Below are 20240 nucleotides of genomic sequence, written 5' to 3' on the forward strand. Positions count from 1 at the left end.
GCTAGGCCGTGCACACTGCTAGTTCACGCACATGGGGGCGTTGGATCCCGCGTCCAGCGGCTGGGTGAGCTGCGGCTTATCCGGGGTCACGCCTTCCTGGCCCACCACGCCGTTGGAATCGGTGGTCGGGGTGGAGGATTCACCGCTGTCGGAGGAATTCTCATCGGTGGAATCTTCGTAGCCATCGCCATCCAGATCGCGGATGCCCTCGGTGAGCGTGCCCACGTTGGGGGAGTTGGGGTCCTGCAGAGGCACGTCCACACCGTATGCACCTGGGCCGGAATACGTGCCGGAGAGGGTGACGGAGATTTCCTTCTCATCCAGGGTGGGATCCTCCACCACCTGCAGCCCGCCCAGCTGGCGAGCCAGGGCGCGGGCGGCGGGATCGTTCTTGTCCTTGGCATTCACCTGGGATTCGGAGATGCCGGATTCGGAGGCATTGCCCACGTCACCTTGCTTGTACCCGTAGCCTTCCACCAGGCTTCCCAGGTTGGCGGCCAACCCGGGCACCTCGCCAGCGTTGAGCACGTTGACCGTGTAAGCCTTCGCATTGAAAGACTCAATCGGGGCGTTGGGATCCACCGCTTCTTCCGGCTTTTCCTCGGGCGCGGGCTCATCCTTCACGGCCAGGTCAGCGAAGAACTTGTGCACCTGAGCGCTATCCACGGTGACGATCGATTCGCCGTAATCTCCGGTGCCATCGATGCTGGTCACGGGGATGGTCTGGAAAGTCACATTGCCGCCAGCCAGGGATTGCATCTGGGTGGCCATGCCCATGATGTCCCAGCCTTCATCCAGCACCACGGAGCGCTTCACGGCATCGTTGATGCTGTTGAGGCTGGACGGGTTGGTGAGGGTTTCGGAGCTCAAGATGTGGTTGGCCAGGCTGGCCATGTAGGCCTGCTGGCGGGTGATGCGGTCCAGGTCGCCGCGGGGGAGATCATGACGCTGACGCACAAAGCTCAACGCATCCGGGCCGTCCAGGGTCTGGTAGCCCTTGGGGAATTTCGCGCCGGAGAGAGGCTCATCCACCGCGTTGTTCAGGCACACGTCCACGCCACCCACGGCATCGGTGAGCAGCACAAATCCCAGCAGGCCCACTTCTGCGTAGTGATCCACATTGATGCCGGTGAGGTCACCCACCGTGTCGATCAGCGCCTTGCGGCCGGCTTCAGTGGAGGCCTTATCGATGGCTTCTGCGTCCGTTGCCCCGGATTTCTCCATCGCCTGAGTCTTCTCAAACTTGGCCGTGCCGTACACGCCGTTGAGCTTCATGTTTCCCATGTCCTGGGTCTCCACGTAAGTATCGCGGGGCAGGGAGACAGCGGTGGCGGAGGAGCCATCATTGGGCACGCGGATGAGGATCATGGTGTCCGTGTTGGTGGCTTCTTCCTCGCCAGCGCGGAGCATATCGATTTCCTCTTGGCTCAGCTTCTTACCCTGGGCATCCGTGCGGGAATCCACACCCACCAGCAAGATGTCCGTGGCCCCGTCCGGTTGCGAGCCCAGGTTCAAGCCACTGGCCTGCGCCAATTGGTTGTTGAGGTTGCCGATGGTGGCATAACCCACGCCGGTGGCCAGCAGGAAGGCGGAAGAAAGCACCGCCAAGCTGGCCTTGAGAGGACGATTACCCATTTGCCGGGGCCGTCGCACAGGAACCGGAGAAGCCTGAATGTGCCGAGAGTGGCGCGAACGCGAGTTCCGCTGCTCAGTTTCTTCAGGATTGCTGGCCATATGTTCCTGCCGTGTTCTCTTTAGTGGGAGGGCGTGCTAGTGCTTTCACCATAGTGCGTGCACTTCGTTTAGACACATTAATTTAGGCGATGGTGCGCGGAATCACGTGAGGTGGTTCACTGGGGCGCATGCAGATCTACTTCACGGGAGCCGGTGGGCAAGTGGGCCGCGCGCTGGCCGCCCTGGACCCGCAGGCCGTGGGGTGGAGCCGGGAAAACCTGAACCTGGCCGGTGGGCAGGTGGATATTCGTCCCCTTTTTTCGACGCCACCCCCACCCAACTCACTCATCCTGAATCTCGCAGCATTCACCGCCGTGGACGCGGCCGAGGAGGATTCACAGGCAACCGAGGTGCGCAAGGTCAATGAACTCGCGCCGGGGCTCATCGCGCAGCAGGCCCAGGAGCTGGGCATCCCCATGATTCAGGTGTCCACTGATTATGTGTTTGGTGGGCGTCGAAAAATAGGGGAGTGCAACGCGCCCACCGACCCAACCGGCCCGTGCAATGAATACGGACGCAGCAAGCTGGCCGGGGAGCAGGCAGCGCTGGCTCATGGGGCGCACGTGGTGCGGACCAGCTGGGTGTACACGGGGCCACGGAATGCGGGCAAGGATTTTGTGCGCACCATGTACGAGCTGGCCGAGCGGGGAGTGGACCCCGCGGTGGTGGACGATCAGTGGGGCAGGCCCACTTACGCCGCACATTTGGCAGCTGGGTTGATTGAGTTGGCGCAGGCCTTGGTGGGCGAGCATCCGCGGGTGGCGGCTGCGGAGATTGCGCCGATCATGCACTGCGCTGGTTCCGGGGAAGCCATCACATGGAAGGAGCTGGCGCGTGCCACTTTCGCGGCCGGGGGACACGACCCGCAACGGGTGCGGGGGATTCCCACCAGTGAGTACCCCACGGCGGCGACCCGGCCCCTGAACTCCACCCTGTGCATCGATGAATGGCAGGCCAGCGGCCTTACTCCGCTGCCAGCGTGGCAGGATGGGCTGGCTCAAGCCATGCAGTAGGGTGCTTGACCATGGCACCGATTGCGATTATCACCGTCACCTTTTCCCCCGGGCAACACCTCTGGGATTTTGCGGGCTCCGTACCCGCGGCCACCACAGCTGGTTCGCACGTGGTGATGGTTGATAACGGCTCCAAGGATGGCTCGCCAGAGGCAGTGGCGGAGGCATTACACCCCATGGCGGTGGAGCTGGTGCACTCCGGGGGAAACATCGGTTATGGCGCGGGGATGAACCTGGGCGTGGAACACGTCCGCGCGCTGCGCGATGCGGGGGAGATCGACTCTGAATTCTTTGTGATCGCCAACCCGGACGTGATTTTCTCCCCGGGGGCTATCGAAAAGATGGTGGACGTGGCCCGTGCGCATCCTCGCGCCGGGGCAGTAGGCCCGGTCATTCGGGAAGCCGACGGCACCGAATACCCCTCCGCCAGGGAAATCCCCGGAGTGTTCAACGGCGTGGGGCACGCGCTTTTGGGGGAGGTGTGGCCGGGCAATCCTTGGACCGTGAAGTATCAGCAGCAGGGGGATATGAAACGCGAACGCACCGCGGGCTGGCTCTCCGGCTCCTGCCTGCTGCTGCGCTGGGATGCTTTCGATTCCGTGGGCGGGTTCGACGAGCGCTACTTCATGTACATGGAAGACGTAGATCTGGGAGACCGCTTGGCCAAGGCAGGGTGGACAAACGTGTTCACTCCCGCAGCGGAAATTGCCCATGCGCAGGGACATTCCGCCAGCAAGCACCCAGAGATCACCCTGCGGGCGCACCACGAGAGTGCTTACCGATTCCAAGCGGACCGGCTGCGGGGACCCGTGCAGGCTCCCGTGCGATGGGCGCTGAAGGCTGGCCTGGCGGTGCGCTGCCGAATCGCCATTTGGTCGGCGAAGCGCGCACTGCACGCCTGAGCCGTCTGGGCTGGGCTCGTGGGGTCAGCCGAGATGAGCCGAGGAAATTCCCCATTCTGCGGCGTGGGCAGGGGAGTTTTCCGTACAAGGTGAGTTAATCTGCCGGGCAGTAAGTTTGTTCGATTTCTTCGCGTTGAAGTAATTGCGTATTTGAGTAAAGGACTGGGAATAAGCATGACTGAGAACCTCGCAGCCAACACCGATGCTGTCATTCTGGTTGGCGGTAAGGGAACGCGATTGCGCCCGTTGACTAACTCGATCCCCAAGCCGATGCTCCCCACAGCGGGCTTCCCGTTCCTTCAGCACCTGCTGGCGCGCATCCAGGCCGCAGGAATGAAGCACGTGGTGCTGGGCACCTCCTTCAAGGCTGAGGTCTTTGAAGAGTTCTTCGGCGATGGCTCCAAGTACGGGCTGGAGATTGAATACGTGGTGGAAGATGAGCCACTGGGAACCGGCGGTGGCATCCGCAACGTGGCATCCCACCTGCGTTTTGATAGGGCAATGGTGTTCAACGGCGATGTGCTGGGTGGCACGGATCTGGGATCCATTCTGCAGAGCCACGTTGATCGCCAGGCAGAAGTGACCCTGCACCTCCTGCGCGTGGCCGATCCCCGCGCCTTCGGCTGCGTGCCAACGGATGCCGATGGCCGCGTCAGCGCCTTCCTGGAGAAGACCGAAGATCCCCCAACGGATCAGATCAACGCCGGAACCTACGTGTTTGAGCGCGAAATCATCGAGGCAATGCCCGCCGGCCGCCCCGTGTCTGTGGAGCGGGAAATCTTCCCGGAGCTCCTGGAGACCGGCCGCAAGGTCTATGGTCACGTGGATCAGGCGTACTGGCGAGACATGGGCACCCCATCCGACTTCGTGCGCGGTTCCTCTGACTTGGTGCGCGGAATCGCTCCATCCCCTCTGCTGGACGGCCGCCACGGCGAGGCGCTGGTGGATCCTTCGGCTGCCGTTGCCGGTGGCGCGTTGCTGCTGGGCGGCACCGTGATCGGACGCGGTGCTGAGGTGGGCGCGGGAGTTCGCGTGGACACCTCCGTGATTTTCGACGGCGTGCAGATCGAAGCCGGAGCCATCGTGGAGCGCTGTGTAATTGGTGCTGGCGCACGAGTGGGTGCCCGGGCTCAGCTGACCGACTGCATCATTGGCGAAGGCGCGGTCATCGGCGCCCGCTGTGAGCTGCGCGATGGCGCCCGCGTGTGGCCAGGAGTGCAGATCCCAGATGGTGGCCTGCGCTTCACGTCTGACATCTAACGACGCTCGCCTGGTCGGTTCTCTTGCGGCTGTTTTCCCCGCTGCGAGTCACCGTGTCGACGCCAACTGAGTATAAAAACAACTCAGTTCTAGAGTTCGCGCTCTCACTTTGAGCGCGAGACGAAAAAAATCTAAAAAAATATCCAGATGTTGGGTCTAAATGAAGGAAACTTCAGTTTTATTCCCATATCTTGTGCTTGGCGCAGGTAATGGTCTGGTATCTCGTGTTGCCGCCCCCGTGCTCGTCCTCACCTTTCTCCTTGAGTTGGGGCTGATGTTACGCATGTGACCAGAGTGGTCTTGCTGATAAATCCAAAGGTTGACGCGATGTAATTACCATTGTGTAATCTGTCCAGTAGTGACACGCTGTTCTGCTTTTGAAGTACTTGTGCCCGTGGTGAAATACCTGCCTGCGAGCCATGAAGAGTAACGAGAAGTAGCGATGGACGTGAGACAGGCAAGGCACGCGTTAGAAACAAGGAGAACACGGTGGATAAGTCAGTAGATACGGCCTATAACGGCCAGTTCGCTGACGGTTCCGCCGCAGTGGATAGGAGCGTCAACGTGCACGGTGACACACGTCAGCGCAACCTTTTTGACCTCACAGAGAACTTCGATCTCCTCTTCGAGGCTGTGGAGCAGGACTGGCAGGAACAGGCCCTCTGCGCCCAAACCGATCCGGAAGCATTCTTCCCGGAAAAGGGTGGCTCCACTCGCGAAGCTAAGCGGATCTGCCAAGCCTGCGGAGTGCGCGATGAATGCCTGGAATACGCGCTCGCGAACGACGAACGCTTCGGCATCTGGGGCGGGCTCTCAGAGCGCGAACGTCGCAAGCTGAAGAAGCGCTTGGGCTAGGGCTCCTCGGCAGGGGCCTTCCGGTCTCAGTTCAAGTGTTCCCGCGGACTAATCTCCGCGGGTTTTTTTGTGCCGTGGATCTGTGCCACAGGCTAGAGCTATACGGCTCAGCGATCCCAGGTGAAGCGGGGGTCGATCGTCTCAGGGGTGACGTTCAAGTACACGGCAACCAAGCGCACCAACATGTGGTGCAGCTGATCACGCAGGGCTTCGGGGGAATCCGCGCGCAGTTCAACTGGGCGTCGAAAAATAATGATGCGAGGCCGCGTAGGCCGACCTTCCGCATCCACGCCAGCCGGCACCAAACGGCCCAGCGGGACCTGGCCCTCAGCCACCACGTCATCCGGCCACTGCTGATAACCCACCTCGAGCCGCATGCGGGGAACCACGTCAACGGCCACATCAAGAGAGGAGAGCTGGGACTCGAACTGCTCGGCGATGGGCTCATAGGCATCCATCACGGCGTTATCGAACTTTTGGGAACGCGTTTTATGGCGAGGTAGCTCGGGGAGTAGCGCACCGCGCGGCCCCCGACCGTGCCGATCATTCCTCACGCGCGTGATGTGTCCCATGGCAAGCAAGTGTAATCCTGCGGGAAAAATTTTCCTGCCGTGACACCCCGTGCTGGTCGCGGAAACCGCCTTGCCCCGGGCTGATGGTCTCGCTTGCAGTACACGCCTCTCCAAGGCGGCGAATGTGACACGAGAGATAGTCCCGCTTGAGTCCCAGAGCTAGGTAAACCGGCTAGAATGTTCTGGGTGACTGTGAGCCGACAATGTTCCCGACCCGGATGCCCGAAGCCTGCTGTGGCCACGCTCGAATTCAACTACGCCGAGCAAGTGGCCATCATCGGACCTCTGCAGGTTTTCGGGAACCCACACCGGTGGGATCTGTGTGCAGAACACGCGGCGCGGACAACCGTGCCCCGAGGCTGGGAGATGCGTAGCGTTGACCCAGCACTGGTTGGTTTTCACGCGGATGACGATGCAGACGAGTCAGAACTCATGGCACTCATGGAGGCAGTACAACAAGCCTCGCAACATGTGGATGAGCTTCCGGAAGCAATCGCTCCGCGCATGGTGAGGAGGGAGCAGATTCCCTTGCCCACCGGCCACCATCCAGCCCGGCGTAACTTGCCGCCATCCTCCCCGCGGCGTCACCTGCGCGCCGTACGGGAACAAGACAAGTAGCCAAAAAGACAATCCATTTTCAACAGCAGCGAGCCCAAAGAGCTCGCACACTGTGAGGAGAACCCAGAACCATGACTGAACGCTCAACCCAGGCGATTTCCCAGATCATCAAGGCATACGACGTGCGCGGAGTGGTGGGCAACGGCCCCAACGAAGTGGATGAGAGTTTTGTCCGCGATACCGGCGCCGCGTTCGGCAAGCTCATGCGGGAAGAGGGCGCATCCAAGGTGGTCATCGGCCACGACATGCGCGATACCTCCCCAGCCCTGTCCCAGGCTTTCGCTGAAGGCGTGAACGCGCAAGGGTTGGACACCGTCTCTCTGGGGCTGACCTCCACCGATGAGCTGTACTACGCCTCCGGAGTCATGGAATGCCCGGGAGCGATGTTCACGGCATCCCACAACCCCGCCAAGTACAACGGCATCAAGCTGTGCCGCTCCGGCGCGCGTCCAGTGGGCCAGGATTCCGGTCTGCAGGAAATCACCGCGGATCTGCTCCAGGGCGTGCCAGAGTTTTCCGGTGCAGCCGGCCAGGACACCCGTGAGGATGTCCTAGAGGGATACGCGGAATACCTGCGCAGCCTGGTTCCTCTGAACATCCGCCCGCTGAAGGTGGCCGTGGATGCCGGCAACGGCATGGGTGGGCTGACCGTCCCCGCCGTGTTCGAGGGCCTGCCACTGGAGCTGGAGCCACTGTTCTTCGAGCTGGATGGCAACTTCCCGAACCATGAAGCCAATCCATTGGATCCGGCCAACCTGGTGGATCTGCAGAAGTTCACCGTCGAGGTGGGCGCGGATCTGGGTATCGCCTTTGACGGCGATGCCGACCGCTGCTTCATCGTCGATGAAAAGGGCGCCCCCGTATCTCCCTCGGCCATCTGCGCCATCATCGCTGAGCACTACCTGGAGGAGAACCCCGGCTCCACGATCATTCACAACCTGATCACCTCCAAGTCCGTCCCAGAGCTGGTGAAGGAAAAGGGCGGCACTCCCGTGCGCACCCGCGTGGGCCACTCCTTCATCAAGGCACAGATGGCGGAGCACGGAGCCATCTTCGGCGGCGAGCACTCCGCGCACTACTACTTCGCAGATTTCTTCAACGCGGATTCCGGCATGCTTGCCGCTCTCCACGTGCTCTCCACCTTGGGCACCTCGGACATGCCGCTGAGCCAGCTGCAGCAGGCGTACAACAAGTACGAGGCTTCCGGGGAAATCAACTCCGAGGTGCAGGATCAGGCGGGCCGTACCGCAGCCGTGGTGGAAGCTTTCGCCGATCGAACCGCCAGTGTGGATAAGCTGGATGGTGTAACCATTGATTTGGAAGATGGTTCATGGCTCAACGTCCGAGCGTCGAACACCGAACCGTTGTTGCGCTTGAACGTGGAAGCCAAGACCGCCGCCGGAGTACAGGCAATCGTGGATGAAGCCCTCTCCGTCATTCGCGCCTGATCGAGGAAGAGATTACTCATCGTGCATTTGATTGAAGGCACAATCCGTTCCTACGACTGGGGCTCCCACACCGCGTTGGCGCAGCTCACTGGCCGTCCATTGCCCACGGATCATCCGGAAGCGGAAATGTGGTTCGGCGCGCACCCGGCAGCCCCCAGCCTGGTGGTGAGCGAGGAATCCACCCTGGACCAGTTCCTGGAGACGGATCCGACACAGCTGGGCGAAGCGCACAAGAGCTTGCCATTCCTGCTCAAGTTCCTGGCGGCGGACAAGGCCCTGAGCCTGCAAGCCCACCCTTCCAAGGCAGAGGCCGAAGAAGGCTTTGCGGCGGAAAATGCCGCGGGTGTTCCGCTCAACGCGTTCGACCGCAGCTACAAGGACGATAACCACAAGCCCGAGCTGGTGGTTGCCCTCACCCCATTCGACGCCCTCTCCGGTTTCCGCGCGGTTGCCTCCACGGTGGAGCTCCTGCGTGCTCTGGAACTCCCAGAGCTCGACTCCTTCATCGCCATGCTGGGTTCTGGGGATGATGCGGCGGACATTCGCGGCCTGTTCACCACGTGGGTGACCCTCCCGCAGGACTTCATGTCCGAAATGCTGCAGGCTGTGGTGGCTCGTTGTGAGCAGCTAATCGACGCCACCCCTGACTCCCTGAGCCCATGGATCATCCCTTCGCTGGAGACGGTCTTGACTCTCTCTCGGCAGTTCCCCGGGGATTCGGGTGTGTTGTGCTCACTGCTGCTCAATCATGTGCGCCTGCAACCCGGTGAGGCCCTGTACCTGGATGCTGGGCAATTGCACGCCTACCTGAACGGCACGGCAGTAGAGATCATGGCCAATTCCGATAACGTGCTGCGCAGTGGGCTGACCAGCAAGCATGTGGATGTACCGGAGTTGATGAAGGTGATGACCTTCTCCCCGCTGGATAATCCTGTCCTTGAGGCTGATGCTGAAGGATTCTATGACACCCCAGCGCCGGATTTCCGCCTGCGGAGGATCCCCGCTGGGCGCAGGGGAACGGTGGAAGGCCCCGCGATCATCTTGAGCGTGGGTCAAGCTGGAGTGGTGTTGCGCAGCGATGAGCCGCGTCGAGAAATCGCGCTGGCCTCCGGTCGTGCAGTGTGGGTTGGCGCGAATTCCAGCCCGGTTGAGGTGGCAGTGGAGGCCGAGGATTCCCTGGCTTTCATCGCCACGGTGGGGACCGACAAGAACTAGGTAGGTCCTTGCGGGTTCTGGTGAGGACTCCGCAAAAAGAAAAAAGCCCCCGGGAGGGGCTTTTTGCTTGCGAGCGAGCGGTGAACGGTGGCGTTAGCGGGTGGTATCGGTGGGCGCGGTCTCCACAGCTCGAGCCGCACCGTTGGCCTCCCGATTAGCGCTCATGGGGGATCCCTGGGTTTCCGTATTCTCCGGCAACTCCGTGGTGGTCACGGTGGGGGTTGGCACACCGGAGGACTGCGACGGGCTGGGAAGCAGTGTTTCCACATCAGTGGGGAGAATATCGGTGGGAATGGGGAAGCTAGGCAGCGGTGGGAGATTGCCTGGCTGCTGAGGGGCCACCGTCGTTGGCACTGGGTTCACCGAAGGCTGCCCAGGAGCCACGGAGGTGGGAACCTGTGGTTCTGCAGCGGGTGTGGAACTGCGGCCACTCCACGCATTGGGCGGCAGGAAAGGATCCGCCGTCAGCTGGGTGCTTCCCAAGGTGGAGGCAGCGGTACCGGGTTGTGCCGGAGAAGCAGATGCTGTGCCTGCCGCCTCTGGGCGGGAAGACGTGCTTTCCGCGGAGGTGGTTTCGGCATCCGGGCTGTCAGACACTGACTCGATAGCCGTTTCGCGCGCGGCGCTGTCTTGCTTGGCCTGCGCGGTTTCGCTGGTGGATTGCAGCGTCCACACGCCAACCACACCGGCGAGGAGCAAGCCAGCAGCAGCGAATCCCACGATAAAACGAGCACCCACGCCACGCGCTTCAGATCCAGCCGACTCGAGAGCGGGGAGGGCAGTGGTTTCCGCAGATATTTCAGCTGCAGATTCGCCAGTGGCTTGGTTTTCCACCTGGTTGTTTGCGTTCTGAGGGGCTGAAGATTCCTCGAAGCGATTCATGTCCTCCTCCTTTCTGAGTTGGCACCTGCCGTGGTCGGCAGGGTTTGTAGAGCGTGTGGGTCTGGGCGATTAAAGATCATTTGTGAGCAAGCGGTGTGGGGCGTACAAATCGTGGTGAGTGGCGAAGCGTTATCCATTGGTTCATCGATACTCTCGCACTTCATGCACTGAATGCAAGGTCACAATTTGGTTCCAATTAGCCACAAAGGTGGCATTTTTGCTGACACGCACTTACTTCGATAGTAAAGGAAAATTTGAAATTGTGTCGGAGGCACCTCCGGATGTGCACATCCGATCCTGGCGAACCTCAAGAAGCTGCGACTAACCCCGAGAAAACGGGAAAAATTCATAGGGATTCAAGCTCTGCCGAAGTCGCTCCGGGTGGGCTAGGGTTCACTTTGAGAGTTCTTCCCCAGGGGGTTTAATCCTTCGGGATAGTGAGAAGACGAGCTGATCAGAATCGGTGAAGATACCCCTAGATATGGAGTTAGTGTCGTGAGTGTGTGGGACGAAGTCGTCTTCCATGATGAAAGCAACATCGAATTCCTCGATGAATTGGTGGATCTAGAGCAAGAGGAAATTTCTACAGCGCTGGAAGATTCCGTCATCCTCGCCCTGCGCCATGCCGAGCCCGGAGACGTGGAATTCACGAATGGCCTTTGCGCAGCCAGCGTGGCAGCCATCTGGTGTGGCGCGCCTTTCAGCTCTGCGGTGATCGCGGATGAATACCCGTTCGTCCGCGAATACATTGGCCAGTGCCCCGATACCTTGCAGGAACAGGCCAGCTTGCTGCTGGACCAAGAGCTGGATTCCCGTGGCGATGATGCCCCAGAGGGTCTAGAAACCTTTTCCGAGGCGCTGACATAGCGCAGACCTTGGGTGCCTGTCTTGCCACCGGCTAGACTGGTCACGTCATCGAGCAGGCATGCGAATTAACCGCATGTGCTGTTGGAAATTGGTCGGAGAATTGGCGTCGAAAAAAAGAAAAACGGCGGCCAAATAGCTAGGAGCGAAGAGGGCATGGAAATGAACGTCGATCGGATTGGCGAGTTGGAGTTCAAGGTCCGTGACCTCTCGTTGGCGGAAGCTGGGCGGCACCAGATTCGCCTCGCGGAGCATGAAATGCCCGGCCTCATGGAGTTGCGTCGCGAATACGCCGAGGAGCAGCCGCTGGCGGGAGCGCGTATCGCTGGCTCGATCCACATGACCGTGCAGACGGCAGTGCTCATCGAAACCCTCACGGCGCTGGGCGCGGACGTTCGTTGGGCATCGTGCAACATTTTCTCGACGCAAGACGAGGCAGCTGCAGCCACCGTTGTGGGAAACGGCACTCCTGAACAGCCCGCCGGTGTCCCCGTGTTCGCCTGGAAGGGTGAATCCCTCCCTGAATACTGGTGGTGCCTGGAGCAGATCTTTGCCTGGGGAACCGATGCTGAGGGCAAGGCAGTGAATGCGAACATGATCCTCGACGATGGCGGCGATGCCACCATGGCCGTGATCAAGGGCCGCGAATACGAAGCCGCTGGCCTGGTCCCAGACCCCAGCACCGGCGAATCCGATGAGCACACTGCATTCCTGGAGATGCTGGGTCGCGTGTTGGAGAAAGACAACGGACTGTGGACCCGCGCTGCTGAGGAAATTCGCGGCGTGACCGAGGAAACCACCACGGGCGTGCATCGCCTGTACCACTTCGCGGAACAGGGCGTGCTGCCTTTCCCCGCGATGAACGTGAACGACGCGGTGACCAAGTCCAAGTTCGATAACCGTTACGGCACTCGCCACTCCCTGCTGGATGGCATCAACCGCGCCACGGACATGCTCATCGGCGGAAAGAGCGTGCTGGTCTGCGGTTATGGCGATGTGGGCAAGGGCTGCGCCGAGGCGCTGGCCGGCCAGGGTGCTCGCGTGAAGGTGACCGAGGTGGACCCCATCAATGGCCTGCAGGCGCTGATGGACGGCTTCCCGGTGGTGACCGTGGAAGATGCCATCGGAGACGCAGACATTGTGATCACTTCCACCGGCAACTTCGGCATCATCACCTTCGAGCACATGCAGAACATGAAGGATCACGCCGTGCTGGGCAACATCGGTCACTTCGATAATGAGATCGACATGGCCTCCCTGCTGCATCGCGATGATGTGAAGCGCGTGACCATCAAGCCGCAGGTGGATGAGTTCACATTCCCTAATGCGGAGGGTGAGGAGATCAGCATCATCGTGCTGTCCGAAGGCCGTTTGCTGAACCTGGGCAATGCCACGGGGCACCCTAGCTTCGTGATGTCCAACAGCTTTGCGGATCAGACCATCGCGCAGATTGAGCTGTTCACCAAGCCTGAGCAGTACGGCAATGAGGTCTACCGCCTGCCCAAGAAGCTGGATGAGAAGGTGGCGCGGATTCACCTGGAAGCACTGGGTGGAACGCTGACCAAGCTCACCAAGGAGCAGGCCGCGTACATCGGTGTGGACGTGGAAGGCCCATTCAAGCCGGAGCACTACCGCTACTAATTCGCTAGCTCTGCCTTTGTTTGAACACTGCTTGAACGTCGTTTGAGCACGGTTTGAACGCTGGCAGAGCGCGAACGCTTTCATCCATAACCAATTGAGCGCGGGTGCGCGGAGAGAGAATCTCAGAGATGATCATCGCCTTTGAAGGTGTCGACGGAGCAGGGAAGAACACCTTGGTTACCGCAGTGGAGCAGGAGTTGATCTCCCGCGAAGTGGCGGTGGCCAAGCTGGGTTTCCCGCGCTATGAACACTCCATCCCCGCCCAGCTGGCGCAGAGCGCTCTGCACCAGAAGATGGGTGATCTCACCGAATCAATCCACGGCATGGCCACCTTGTTCGCGCTGGATCGCCATGACGTGGCTGATGATCTCTCTGAGTTGGATGGCGATGGCTACGTGATCCTGTTGGATCGCTACACCGCGTCCAATGCTGCGTATTCCGCGGCTCGCAGCGCGCAGCGGGAGGGCACAGCAAGTGAAAGCTCAGCGACCGCCGTAGATGCGCGCTTGAGCGAGCACGACGTGGTGAACTGGGTAGCAAGCTTGGAGTTCGGCATGCTCGGCGTGCCCGTGCCAGACCTGCAGGTACTGGTGGATGTAGACGCAGAGGTGGCTGCCGAGCGCGCGGTGAAGCGTGAGCTGGGCGATGCGAGCCGCGCGCGCGATGCCTACGAGACCGATGATGACCTGCAGCAGCTCACCGTTCGGGCGTATCGCGAACTGGCGCAGAGCAATTGGCGCAGTCCGTGGCATGTGGTGGACGCAGCACGGGGGGAAACCCGCTTACTCGCCGAGGAGATCGCGGACCTGATTTGTCGCGAGCTCAAGGTAGACTAACCACATTGTTTTTGGGCTCCACCGCGTTCCGCCCCATCGCGTCATTCGGGGTGGCGCCATTTGGCTGCTTTTGACATTGTGGCTATGGCCATCTGGTTGAATCAGATCAAGACCTTCATGAAATTTGCTCGCAGAACTCTTTTAGAACGGACACATTAAGTTCACATGGCACCGACAATTCTGGTTGTTGATGATGACCCAGCCATCGCAGAAATGCTCACCCTTGTTCTGCGCAGCGAAGGATTTGAGACGGTAGTCGTGGGGGATGGAGTGGAAGCCGTGCAAAAGGCGCGGCAAGTCCACCCGGATCTGATCCTGCTGGACCTCATGCTCCCCGGCATGAACGGCATCGATGTGTGCCGGTCTATCCGCGATGAATCCACCGTTCCCATCGTGATGCTCACCGCGCGCACGGACACCGTTGATGTGGTGCTGGGCCTGGAATCTGGTGCTGATGATTACATTCACAAGCCATTCAAGCCCAAGGAATTGGTGGCTCGCGTGCGCGCTCGTTTGCGTCGCACGCCACACGAGCGTCCGGAAGAGCTGGAAGTAGCGGATCTGAGCATCAACGTCGCTGGCCACCAGGTCTCCCGCGGGGGCGAGGAAATCTCCCTGACCCCGATCGAGTTTGAACTGCTGGTGGTGATGGCTTCCCGCCCGCGCCAAGTATTCACCCGCGAAGAACTGCTGGAACTGGTGTGGGGTTACCGCAAGTCCTCGGACACGCGACTGGTTAACGTCCACATCCAGCGTCTGCGTTCCAAGATTGAGCAAGATCCCGATGACCCGCAGATTATCCAGACTGTTCGTGGCATCGGTTACAAGACCGGCGTGTAAGTAGCTTGAGCCCCAGGAAAGATCCCCAGGAGGCGGAAAGCAGCACATCTGTGCCCGCATCCACTCCAGTTTCCCGCCCTGCGCCCGCATCTGAGACGGCGGCCAAGGCTTCGAGCCATCCGCTCAGTCAGCCTTCTGGTCTGCCAACTGCGGCTGCGCTGAACGTCTCGCCGGGGAAATCAGCTGCTGCAGCATCCGCCTCGAGCACCCCGAGCGGTGCACCCAGCACTCCCACCGCAGGCAAAGAAGTGGGGCTGAGCAGCGCCTCAGCAGCGGAGTCCCTCGCGGATTCCGAGCGAAGCGACCTGCAAAAGATCAACCCACCGCGCAGCGCCAAGGACGGTTTCCTGCAGTTCAGCCTTGCACCGGTGGATACCACCAAGCGTCTGTGGCGCCTGCTCTCCCTGCGCTGGCGCACCTCGATCCAGCTGCGCGTGATCGGCTCGGTGTTCCTATCCTCCACGCTGGTCATTTTCGTCCTCGGTTTTGTGCTGATCAGCTTCGTGGGCCAGCAGCTCTTGAACCAGAAGTACAACAACGCCACCGAAGAGCTGGACCGCGCCCGTGGCGTGGTGGAAGAGCAGATCGATTCCACGGATGCCTCCAACCCCACGTCCGTGCGGCTGAATTCCGCCCTCGCCGCGGTGTCGGATCGGCAGGGGGAGATCGAGGACACCAGCACCGCGGTCTATGAGCCCATCCTCATCGCCACCGGCGTGCGGAATAACGAGACCATCATTCCCACCGGATCCGAGGTCCCGCCGGAACTACGCGCGGTCGTGCAGCAGGGCGAGGTGGCGTATCAGTACGTCACCCGCGAAACCAGCGCTGGGCCGTCAAAAGCCCTGCTCATCGGCTCCCCGGTGGCCACGGACATCCCTGGGGTGGAGCTTTACCTCGAGATGCCCCTGGATTCCGAAGAGGCCACGCTGGCCCTGATGCGCGGCTTGCTGATCGCGGGTGCCATCGTGCTGTTGGTTCTGCTGGTGGTCATTGCGTGGGTGTTCTCGCAGCAGCTCACGGTTCCAGTCCGCACGGCTTCCAGGATCGCCGAGCGCTTTGCCGCTGGTCACCTCCGCGAGCGGATGGTGGTGGATGGCCAAGACGAGGTTGCCCGCCTCGCCACCAGCTTCAACGACATGGCCGAAAAACTCTCCACTCAGATCCACAACTTGGAAGAGTTCGGCAGCCTGCAGCGCCAGTTCACCTCGGATGTGTCCCACGAGCTGCGCACCCCGTTGACCACCGTGCGCATGGCCGCGGATCTCATCAACGATAACGCCGAGAACCTGGACCCCGTATCCGCCCGCGCGGCCACCCTGATGAACAAGGAGTTGGACCGTTTCGAAACGCTTTTGGGGGACTTGCTGGAAATTTCTCGGCACGACGCCGGCGTGGCCAACCTCTCCGGTGAACACGTGGATGTGTGCGGAGTGGTCCGTTCCGCCCTGCGACAGGTACGCGCCATTGCCGATGAGATTGGCACCAGCTTCAACGTGAACCTGCCGGAGGAACCCGTGCTGGTGGAGATCGATTCCCGCCGCGTGGAGCGCATCCTGCGTAACCTGCTGGCCAACGCGGTGGATCACTCCGAGGGCAACCCCATTGATGTGAACCTGGCCGTTGGCACCGAGGCTCTCGCCATCACAGTGGTGGACCGCGGCGTGGGTCTGAAAACCGGTGAAGAGGAGATGGTGTTCAATCGTTTCTGGCGCTCGGACCCCTCCAGAGAGCGTCGCACTGGCGGCACTGGCCTGGGTCTGGCAATCGCCCGCGAAGATGCGGAATTGCACGGCGGCAGGCTGGAAGCCATCGGCGAATTGGGGGTCGGAGCCTGCTTCCGCCTCACCCTGCCATTGGTGCGGGGAACCACCGTGCGCAATTCACCACTGCCGCTGGCGGTGACCGATGCGGAAGTGAATCCCGCAGATACTTCGGGTGATGATGAGATCGACGCGGGTGGCGTCGAAATCAAACAGGTCCCCGAAGATTATGGAAAGGACGAGGCATGAACCACGGGCGGCGGAAGCATTTCCTAGCGGTCACAGCGGCGGTGAGTTCTGCCACGTTACTGGCCGGATGTACCACGCTGCCGGGTGAATCTTCGCCGGGTGTGGTGAGTTCGTATTCCAACACGCCTGCCATGAAGGAAGTCCCGGAGCCGACCCCGGATAATCCCTCGGACCTCATGCTGCGTGATTTCTTCTCTGCCAGTGCACACCCGTTGTCTAACCACGAGGCGGCGCGAAAGTTCCTCACCGCGGATGCCAACAAGAACTGGCAGGCGAAAAACGAGCTGTTCATTCTGGACAACATGGAAATCGCCTCCGAGGGGGTCTCGGGGGAAGACAAGATCACCTACAAGGTGCGGGGAAACCTCATCGGCAGCGTGGGAGTGGGCGGAACGTATACGCCCCTGTTCACCGGTTATGAAACCACCTATGACCTGCAAAGGGAAAACGGTCAGTGGCGGGTGAGCAATCTTCCGGGAGCGGTGATCGTGGACCGCGCGGACTTCACTACTGCCTACCAGCCGCGCACCATCTACTTCTCGGATCTGGCGGGGCAAACCCTGGTGCCGGATCGTCGGTGGATCTACACGCAGCAGCAATCGCTGGGTGCTTCGCTGGTATCGCTGTTTGTGGAAGGTCCGCGGGAGGGCCTGTCCGGGGCGGTGCGCTCTCTGCTGCCGGATAATGCCACGGCGCAGACGCATGACCTTGATGGCCGCGGAATCTCCGTGGAGTTTGCGGGGATCACGGGGCTCAAGCCAGCCGAGCGCGAACTCCTGGCCGCTCAGGTGGTGTGGATGCTGGCCGCCGCAGAGGTGCGGGGACCGTATCGGATCATGGCAGATGGAGTGCCGCTGTCCGAGAGTGTCGGGGAGAACTGGGGCGTGGATGATGTCTCCCGCTTTGATCCACGCGCGGAGGCGCAAACCCCGCTGCGCGCGATCATCGATGGCAACGTGGTGAACCTTTCCGATGACTCCGGTGCCGAACCCATTAACGGCTGGATCAACGCGCAGTACAACGAGTCCGCCAGCTACGCGCCACGGGGAGACCTGTTCGCACTGGTGACTGGCCGCGGGGATGAGCGACGCACGCTCCTCATGGGCGAGGCGAATGGCTCCCCACACAAGGCGCTGGATGCCAACACTTTGACCAGGCCGGCATGGTCCGCCAACGCGGAATCGCTGTATGTGGTGGCTGACGGCCGGCAGTTGGTCCGCATGGATCTCCGACCGGATAATTCCGCTGAGCGGGTGGATGTGAACATGGATGAGGTCAAGGAGCTCGAAGATGATTCCGCCCGCATCAGTGTCTTCCGCGTCTCCCGCGACGGGGCGCGAGCAGTGCTGCTGATCAATGGCAGCGTGTACATCGCGGTGCTGAAGGTCAACGAGGATGGCCGCCCCGCCCTGGGTCCATTGGCACAGGTGGGTCACCAGATTGGCGATACCGCCATCAGCGCTGATTGGGCACCGGAAGGCGGGTTGCTGGTGGGCACGCGAGCTCCGGATAGCCCGCTGTGGAGCGTGGCCGTGGATGGCTCCAGTGCTTCTTCCATCCCCGCGCGGAATCTCTCCGCACCAGTGGTGGCCGTGGCTGCCAATTCCACCCACATGTACGCCACCGATGCACGCGCGTTGATGCAGCTGGATAATTCCACGTCAGACATGGATTTCTGGCGCGAAGTGCCACCCGTGCGAGGACAACGGGCAGCACCAATCCTCACCCAGTAGCTAGGCTGAGCAGCGGGGGAATCTGAGTCAGGTCGAGTTTTCTTGGGGGAGCTGTGGGGAGCATCTCGGGGGCAAGAAGCGGTGGCATCGGTGATGGCGCGCGGCAGTTGGCGCGAGCCGCGAGCGGGTTGGTGTGGCCCGCGGATTGCCTGTGCTGTGGGCGCGTGGTCAGCCCGGAGACCGAACTGCCCGCTGCCGGTTGGGGAGTGGGGGATCAACTCTGTGCCGATTGCGGTGCGCAATTGCAGCGCCCCTGGGTGCGCGCGGAGCCGCCCGTCTCCGTGCTCCCTGTGTTTGCCGCGGGGGCGTACGGCGGGCCGCGCCGGGCGTTGATCATTGCGCTCAAGGAACGTTTACGCCCCATGGCCTTTCACGTGGCAGCCCGGGTGTTGGAGGCCGGCGTGATGCACTTGGTGAGGCAGGGGAGCGTGCCGGATCCGCAATGGGGCCAGGTGGTTTTGCTTCCAGCTCCTTCCCGACGCAACGCCGCCCGCGCCCGCGGTGGAGACGTGGTGAGCCGGATATGTCACCTGGTGGCAGCCCGACACCCGGGAATAGTGGTGGTGGATGTGGCATACCTGGATGATGCGGCGGCGGATTCCGTCGGTTTGAATCGGGCGCAGCGCAGGGCGAATGTGTCAGCGAATCTCCGCGTGGACAAGTCCGAGCTGCACAAGCTGCGGCGACTCTTGCGCGCGGAACATCAGGCGGGTGCGCGGGGGCTGCCAACCCAGGTGCTCATCGTGGATGATGTGTGCACCACGGGAGCCACGCTCAGCCAATTCGCCACGGTGTTGCGGGGCCGGGGAGTGGTGGTGAACGCGGCTCTTGTCCTGGCTGCTGCGTGATGGGTAACGCGCGGGGTTGGCCAGCCTGAGAATGCCCGTAAAAGTTAATAAAAGCGAAACCGTAGGTGAATAAAACCATCTAGTGTGGAGGGTGTACACGTTTCGTCGCCCCTACGGAGGGCACCCGGCCTTTCGCAAGAACGATGAACTCCATCTAGGAGGTTTCACATGTCGAATGCTCACCACTCACCGAGTGCAGATCAACGTGAAGATCAGCGCGAAGGAACGCGGATGCCAGAAGCCGAAGTGCAGATCACTGGCCGCAACGTGGAGGTGCCCGAACACTTCGCGGAACGTGTGAACGCCAAGCTCGCCAAGATCGAGCGGCTTGACCCCACCTTGAATTTCTTCCACGTGGAGCTCAAGCATGAGCCCAATCCTCGCCGCGCCGATGAGTCCGACCGGATCCAGATCACGGCCACCGGCACCGGCCACATTGCCCGCGCGGAAGCCAAGGAAGATTCCTTCTACGCAGCGTTGGAGGTAGCGCTCGGCCGTCTGGAACGCTCGTTGCGCAAGGTGAAGGCTCGACGCAAGATCGCGCGATCCGGCCACCGCGCCCCCATCTCCGTGGGAGAGGCCACCGCTGCGCTGGTGGACAACGGTGCAGAACCCGCCTCGAACCAGGGCAACACTGATGCCGGAGAGCAGGGCAAGTACGACGTGGATCCTTACGAGGATCAGTTCCGCCCAGGGCAGATCGTCCGTTCCAAGGAACACGTGGCCACCCCGATGAGCGTGGATGATGCCCTCAGTGAGATGGAGCTGGTGGGGCATGATTTCTACCTGTTCATCAATGAGGAGACGAATCAGCCCTCCGTGGTTTACCGTCGTCACGCGTTTGACTACGGATTGATCGCTCTGCAGAACCAGCCTGCGCAGTAGCTACCGGTTGGCGGTTCAGCCGCGTCCTGCCTTGCGTCCTACCTTGGAATACCCTTCGAAAACGCCTCCGCCCCTCCCCGCG

Annotated in this window: 18 protein-coding genes; 15 read left to right on the forward strand and 3 right to left on the reverse strand. The window is 61.3% G+C overall.

The window, feature by feature from the left end:
• Positions 1–18: 18 nt before the first annotated feature.
• A complete protein-coding gene (locus IRY30_RS02845; RefSeq protein ID WP_194555876.1) occupies positions 19–1734 on the reverse strand; it encodes an LCP family protein in 1716 nt (571 codons plus the stop codon).
• Positions 1735–1862: 128 nt separating this feature from the next.
• Between IRY30_RS02845 and IRY30_RS02850 the strand changes: the two genes are divergently transcribed.
• The 4 genes from IRY30_RS02850 to IRY30_RS10420 all read left to right on the forward strand — a co-directional run bounded on the left by IRY30_RS02850 (position 1863) and on the right by IRY30_RS10420 (position 5764).
• Positions 1863–2747: an SDR family oxidoreductase gene (locus IRY30_RS02850; protein ID WP_194555877.1), complete on the forward strand. Its 885-nt coding sequence runs from the start codon at positions 1863–1865 to the stop codon at positions 2745–2747.
• An 11-nt stretch (positions 2748–2758) separates the two neighbouring features.
• Positions 2759–3649 carry a glycosyltransferase family 2 protein gene (locus IRY30_RS02855; protein WP_194555878.1) on the forward strand — a complete coding sequence of 297 codons (891 nt, stop codon included), beginning with the start codon at positions 2759–2761 and terminating at the stop codon, positions 3647–3649.
• Between the two features lie 174 nt (positions 3650–3823).
• Complete coding sequence (gene manB, locus IRY30_RS02860; RefSeq protein ID WP_194555879.1) at positions 3824–4909, forward strand: mannose-1-phosphate guanylyltransferase; 1086 nt, start codon at positions 3824–3826, stop codon at positions 4907–4909.
• Positions 4910–5398: 489 nt separating this feature from the next.
• Entirely contained in the window at positions 5399–5764 is a 366-nt protein-coding gene (locus IRY30_RS10420; RefSeq protein ID WP_288813256.1) for a WhiB family transcriptional regulator, read from the forward strand.
• Between the two features lie 107 nt (positions 5765–5871).
• Here the strand turns inward: IRY30_RS10420 and IRY30_RS02870 are convergent, their stop codons facing one another.
• Positions 5872–6336: a metallopeptidase family protein gene (locus IRY30_RS02870; protein ID WP_194555880.1), complete on the reverse strand. Its 465-nt coding sequence runs from the start codon at positions 6334–6336 to the stop codon at positions 5872–5874.
• Between the two features lie 192 nt (positions 6337–6528).
• On the opposite strand from IRY30_RS02870, the gene IRY30_RS02875 reads away from it, so the two are divergent.
• From IRY30_RS02875 to manA, 3 genes are all read left to right on the forward strand, one after another.
• A complete protein-coding gene (locus IRY30_RS02875) occupies positions 6529–6954 on the forward strand; it encodes a DUF3499 domain-containing protein (protein WP_323741488.1) in 426 nt (141 codons plus the stop codon).
• Between the two features lie 71 nt (positions 6955–7025).
• A complete protein-coding gene (locus tag IRY30_RS02880; RefSeq protein WP_194555882.1) occupies positions 7026–8402 on the forward strand; it encodes a phosphomannomutase/phosphoglucomutase in 1377 nt (458 codons plus the stop codon).
• A gap of 21 nt (positions 8403–8423) precedes the next feature.
• Entirely contained in the window at positions 8424–9617 is a 1194-nt protein-coding gene (gene manA / locus IRY30_RS02885; protein ID WP_194555883.1) for a mannose-6-phosphate isomerase, class I, read from the forward strand.
• Positions 9618–9710: 93 nt separating this feature from the next.
• Here manA and IRY30_RS02890 read toward each other — a convergent pair whose 3' ends face one another.
• A complete protein-coding gene (locus tag IRY30_RS02890) occupies positions 9711–10499 on the reverse strand; it encodes a hypothetical protein (RefSeq protein ID WP_194555884.1) in 789 nt (262 codons plus the stop codon).
• Positions 10500–11000: 501 nt separating this feature from the next.
• On the opposite strand from IRY30_RS02890, the gene IRY30_RS02895 reads away from it, so the two are divergent.
• From IRY30_RS02895 to hpf, 8 genes are all read left to right on the forward strand, one after another.
• The gene (locus IRY30_RS02895; protein WP_309825424.1) at positions 11001–11366 is read left to right on the forward strand and encodes a DUF4259 domain-containing protein; all 366 of its coding nucleotides are present in this window, start codon (positions 11001–11003) and stop codon (positions 11364–11366) included.
• Positions 11367–11525: 159 nt separating this feature from the next.
• On the forward strand, positions 11526–13004 hold the full coding sequence (gene ahcY / locus IRY30_RS02900; protein WP_194556530.1) for an adenosylhomocysteinase: 1479 nt from the start codon (positions 11526–11528) through the stop codon (positions 13002–13004).
• A gap of 128 nt (positions 13005–13132) precedes the next feature.
• Entirely contained in the window at positions 13133–13840 is a 708-nt protein-coding gene (locus tag IRY30_RS02905) for a dTMP kinase (protein ID WP_194555886.1), read from the forward strand.
• Positions 13841–14005: 165 nt separating this feature from the next.
• Positions 14006–14680 (forward strand): MtrAB system response regulator MtrA, encoded by a 675-nt coding sequence (gene mtrA / locus IRY30_RS02910; protein WP_194555887.1) that lies wholly within the window; start codon positions 14006–14008, stop codon positions 14678–14680.
• A 50-nt stretch (positions 14681–14730) separates the two neighbouring features.
• Positions 14731–16692 carry an MtrAB system histidine kinase MtrB gene (gene mtrB, locus IRY30_RS02915; RefSeq protein WP_374708554.1) on the forward strand — a complete coding sequence of 654 codons (1962 nt, stop codon included), beginning with the start codon at positions 14731–14733 and terminating at the stop codon, positions 16690–16692.
• Positions 16689–18425: an MtrAB system accessory lipoprotein LpqB gene (gene lpqB, locus IRY30_RS02920; protein ID WP_194555888.1), complete on the forward strand. Its 1737-nt coding sequence runs from the start codon at positions 16689–16691 to the stop codon at positions 18423–18425. Before mtrB ends, lpqB begins: the two co-directional genes overlap by 4 nt.
• 53 nt (positions 18426–18478) lie before the next feature.
• A complete protein-coding gene (locus IRY30_RS02925) occupies positions 18479–19273 on the forward strand; it encodes a ComF family protein (RefSeq protein WP_194555889.1) in 795 nt (264 codons plus the stop codon).
• Between the two features lie 231 nt (positions 19274–19504).
• Positions 19505–20158, forward strand: a complete 654-nt coding sequence (hpf, locus tag IRY30_RS02930) for a ribosome hibernation-promoting factor, HPF/YfiA family (protein WP_194556532.1) — start codon at positions 19505–19507, stop codon at positions 20156–20158.
• Positions 20159–20240: the final 82 nt, after the last annotated feature.

The sequence above is a fragment of the Corynebacterium suicordis DSM 45110 genome, from assembly GCF_015351405.1.
In the GTDB taxonomy this organism is placed as follows: Bacteria; Actinomycetota; Actinomycetes; order Mycobacteriales; family Mycobacteriaceae; genus Corynebacterium; species Corynebacterium suicordis.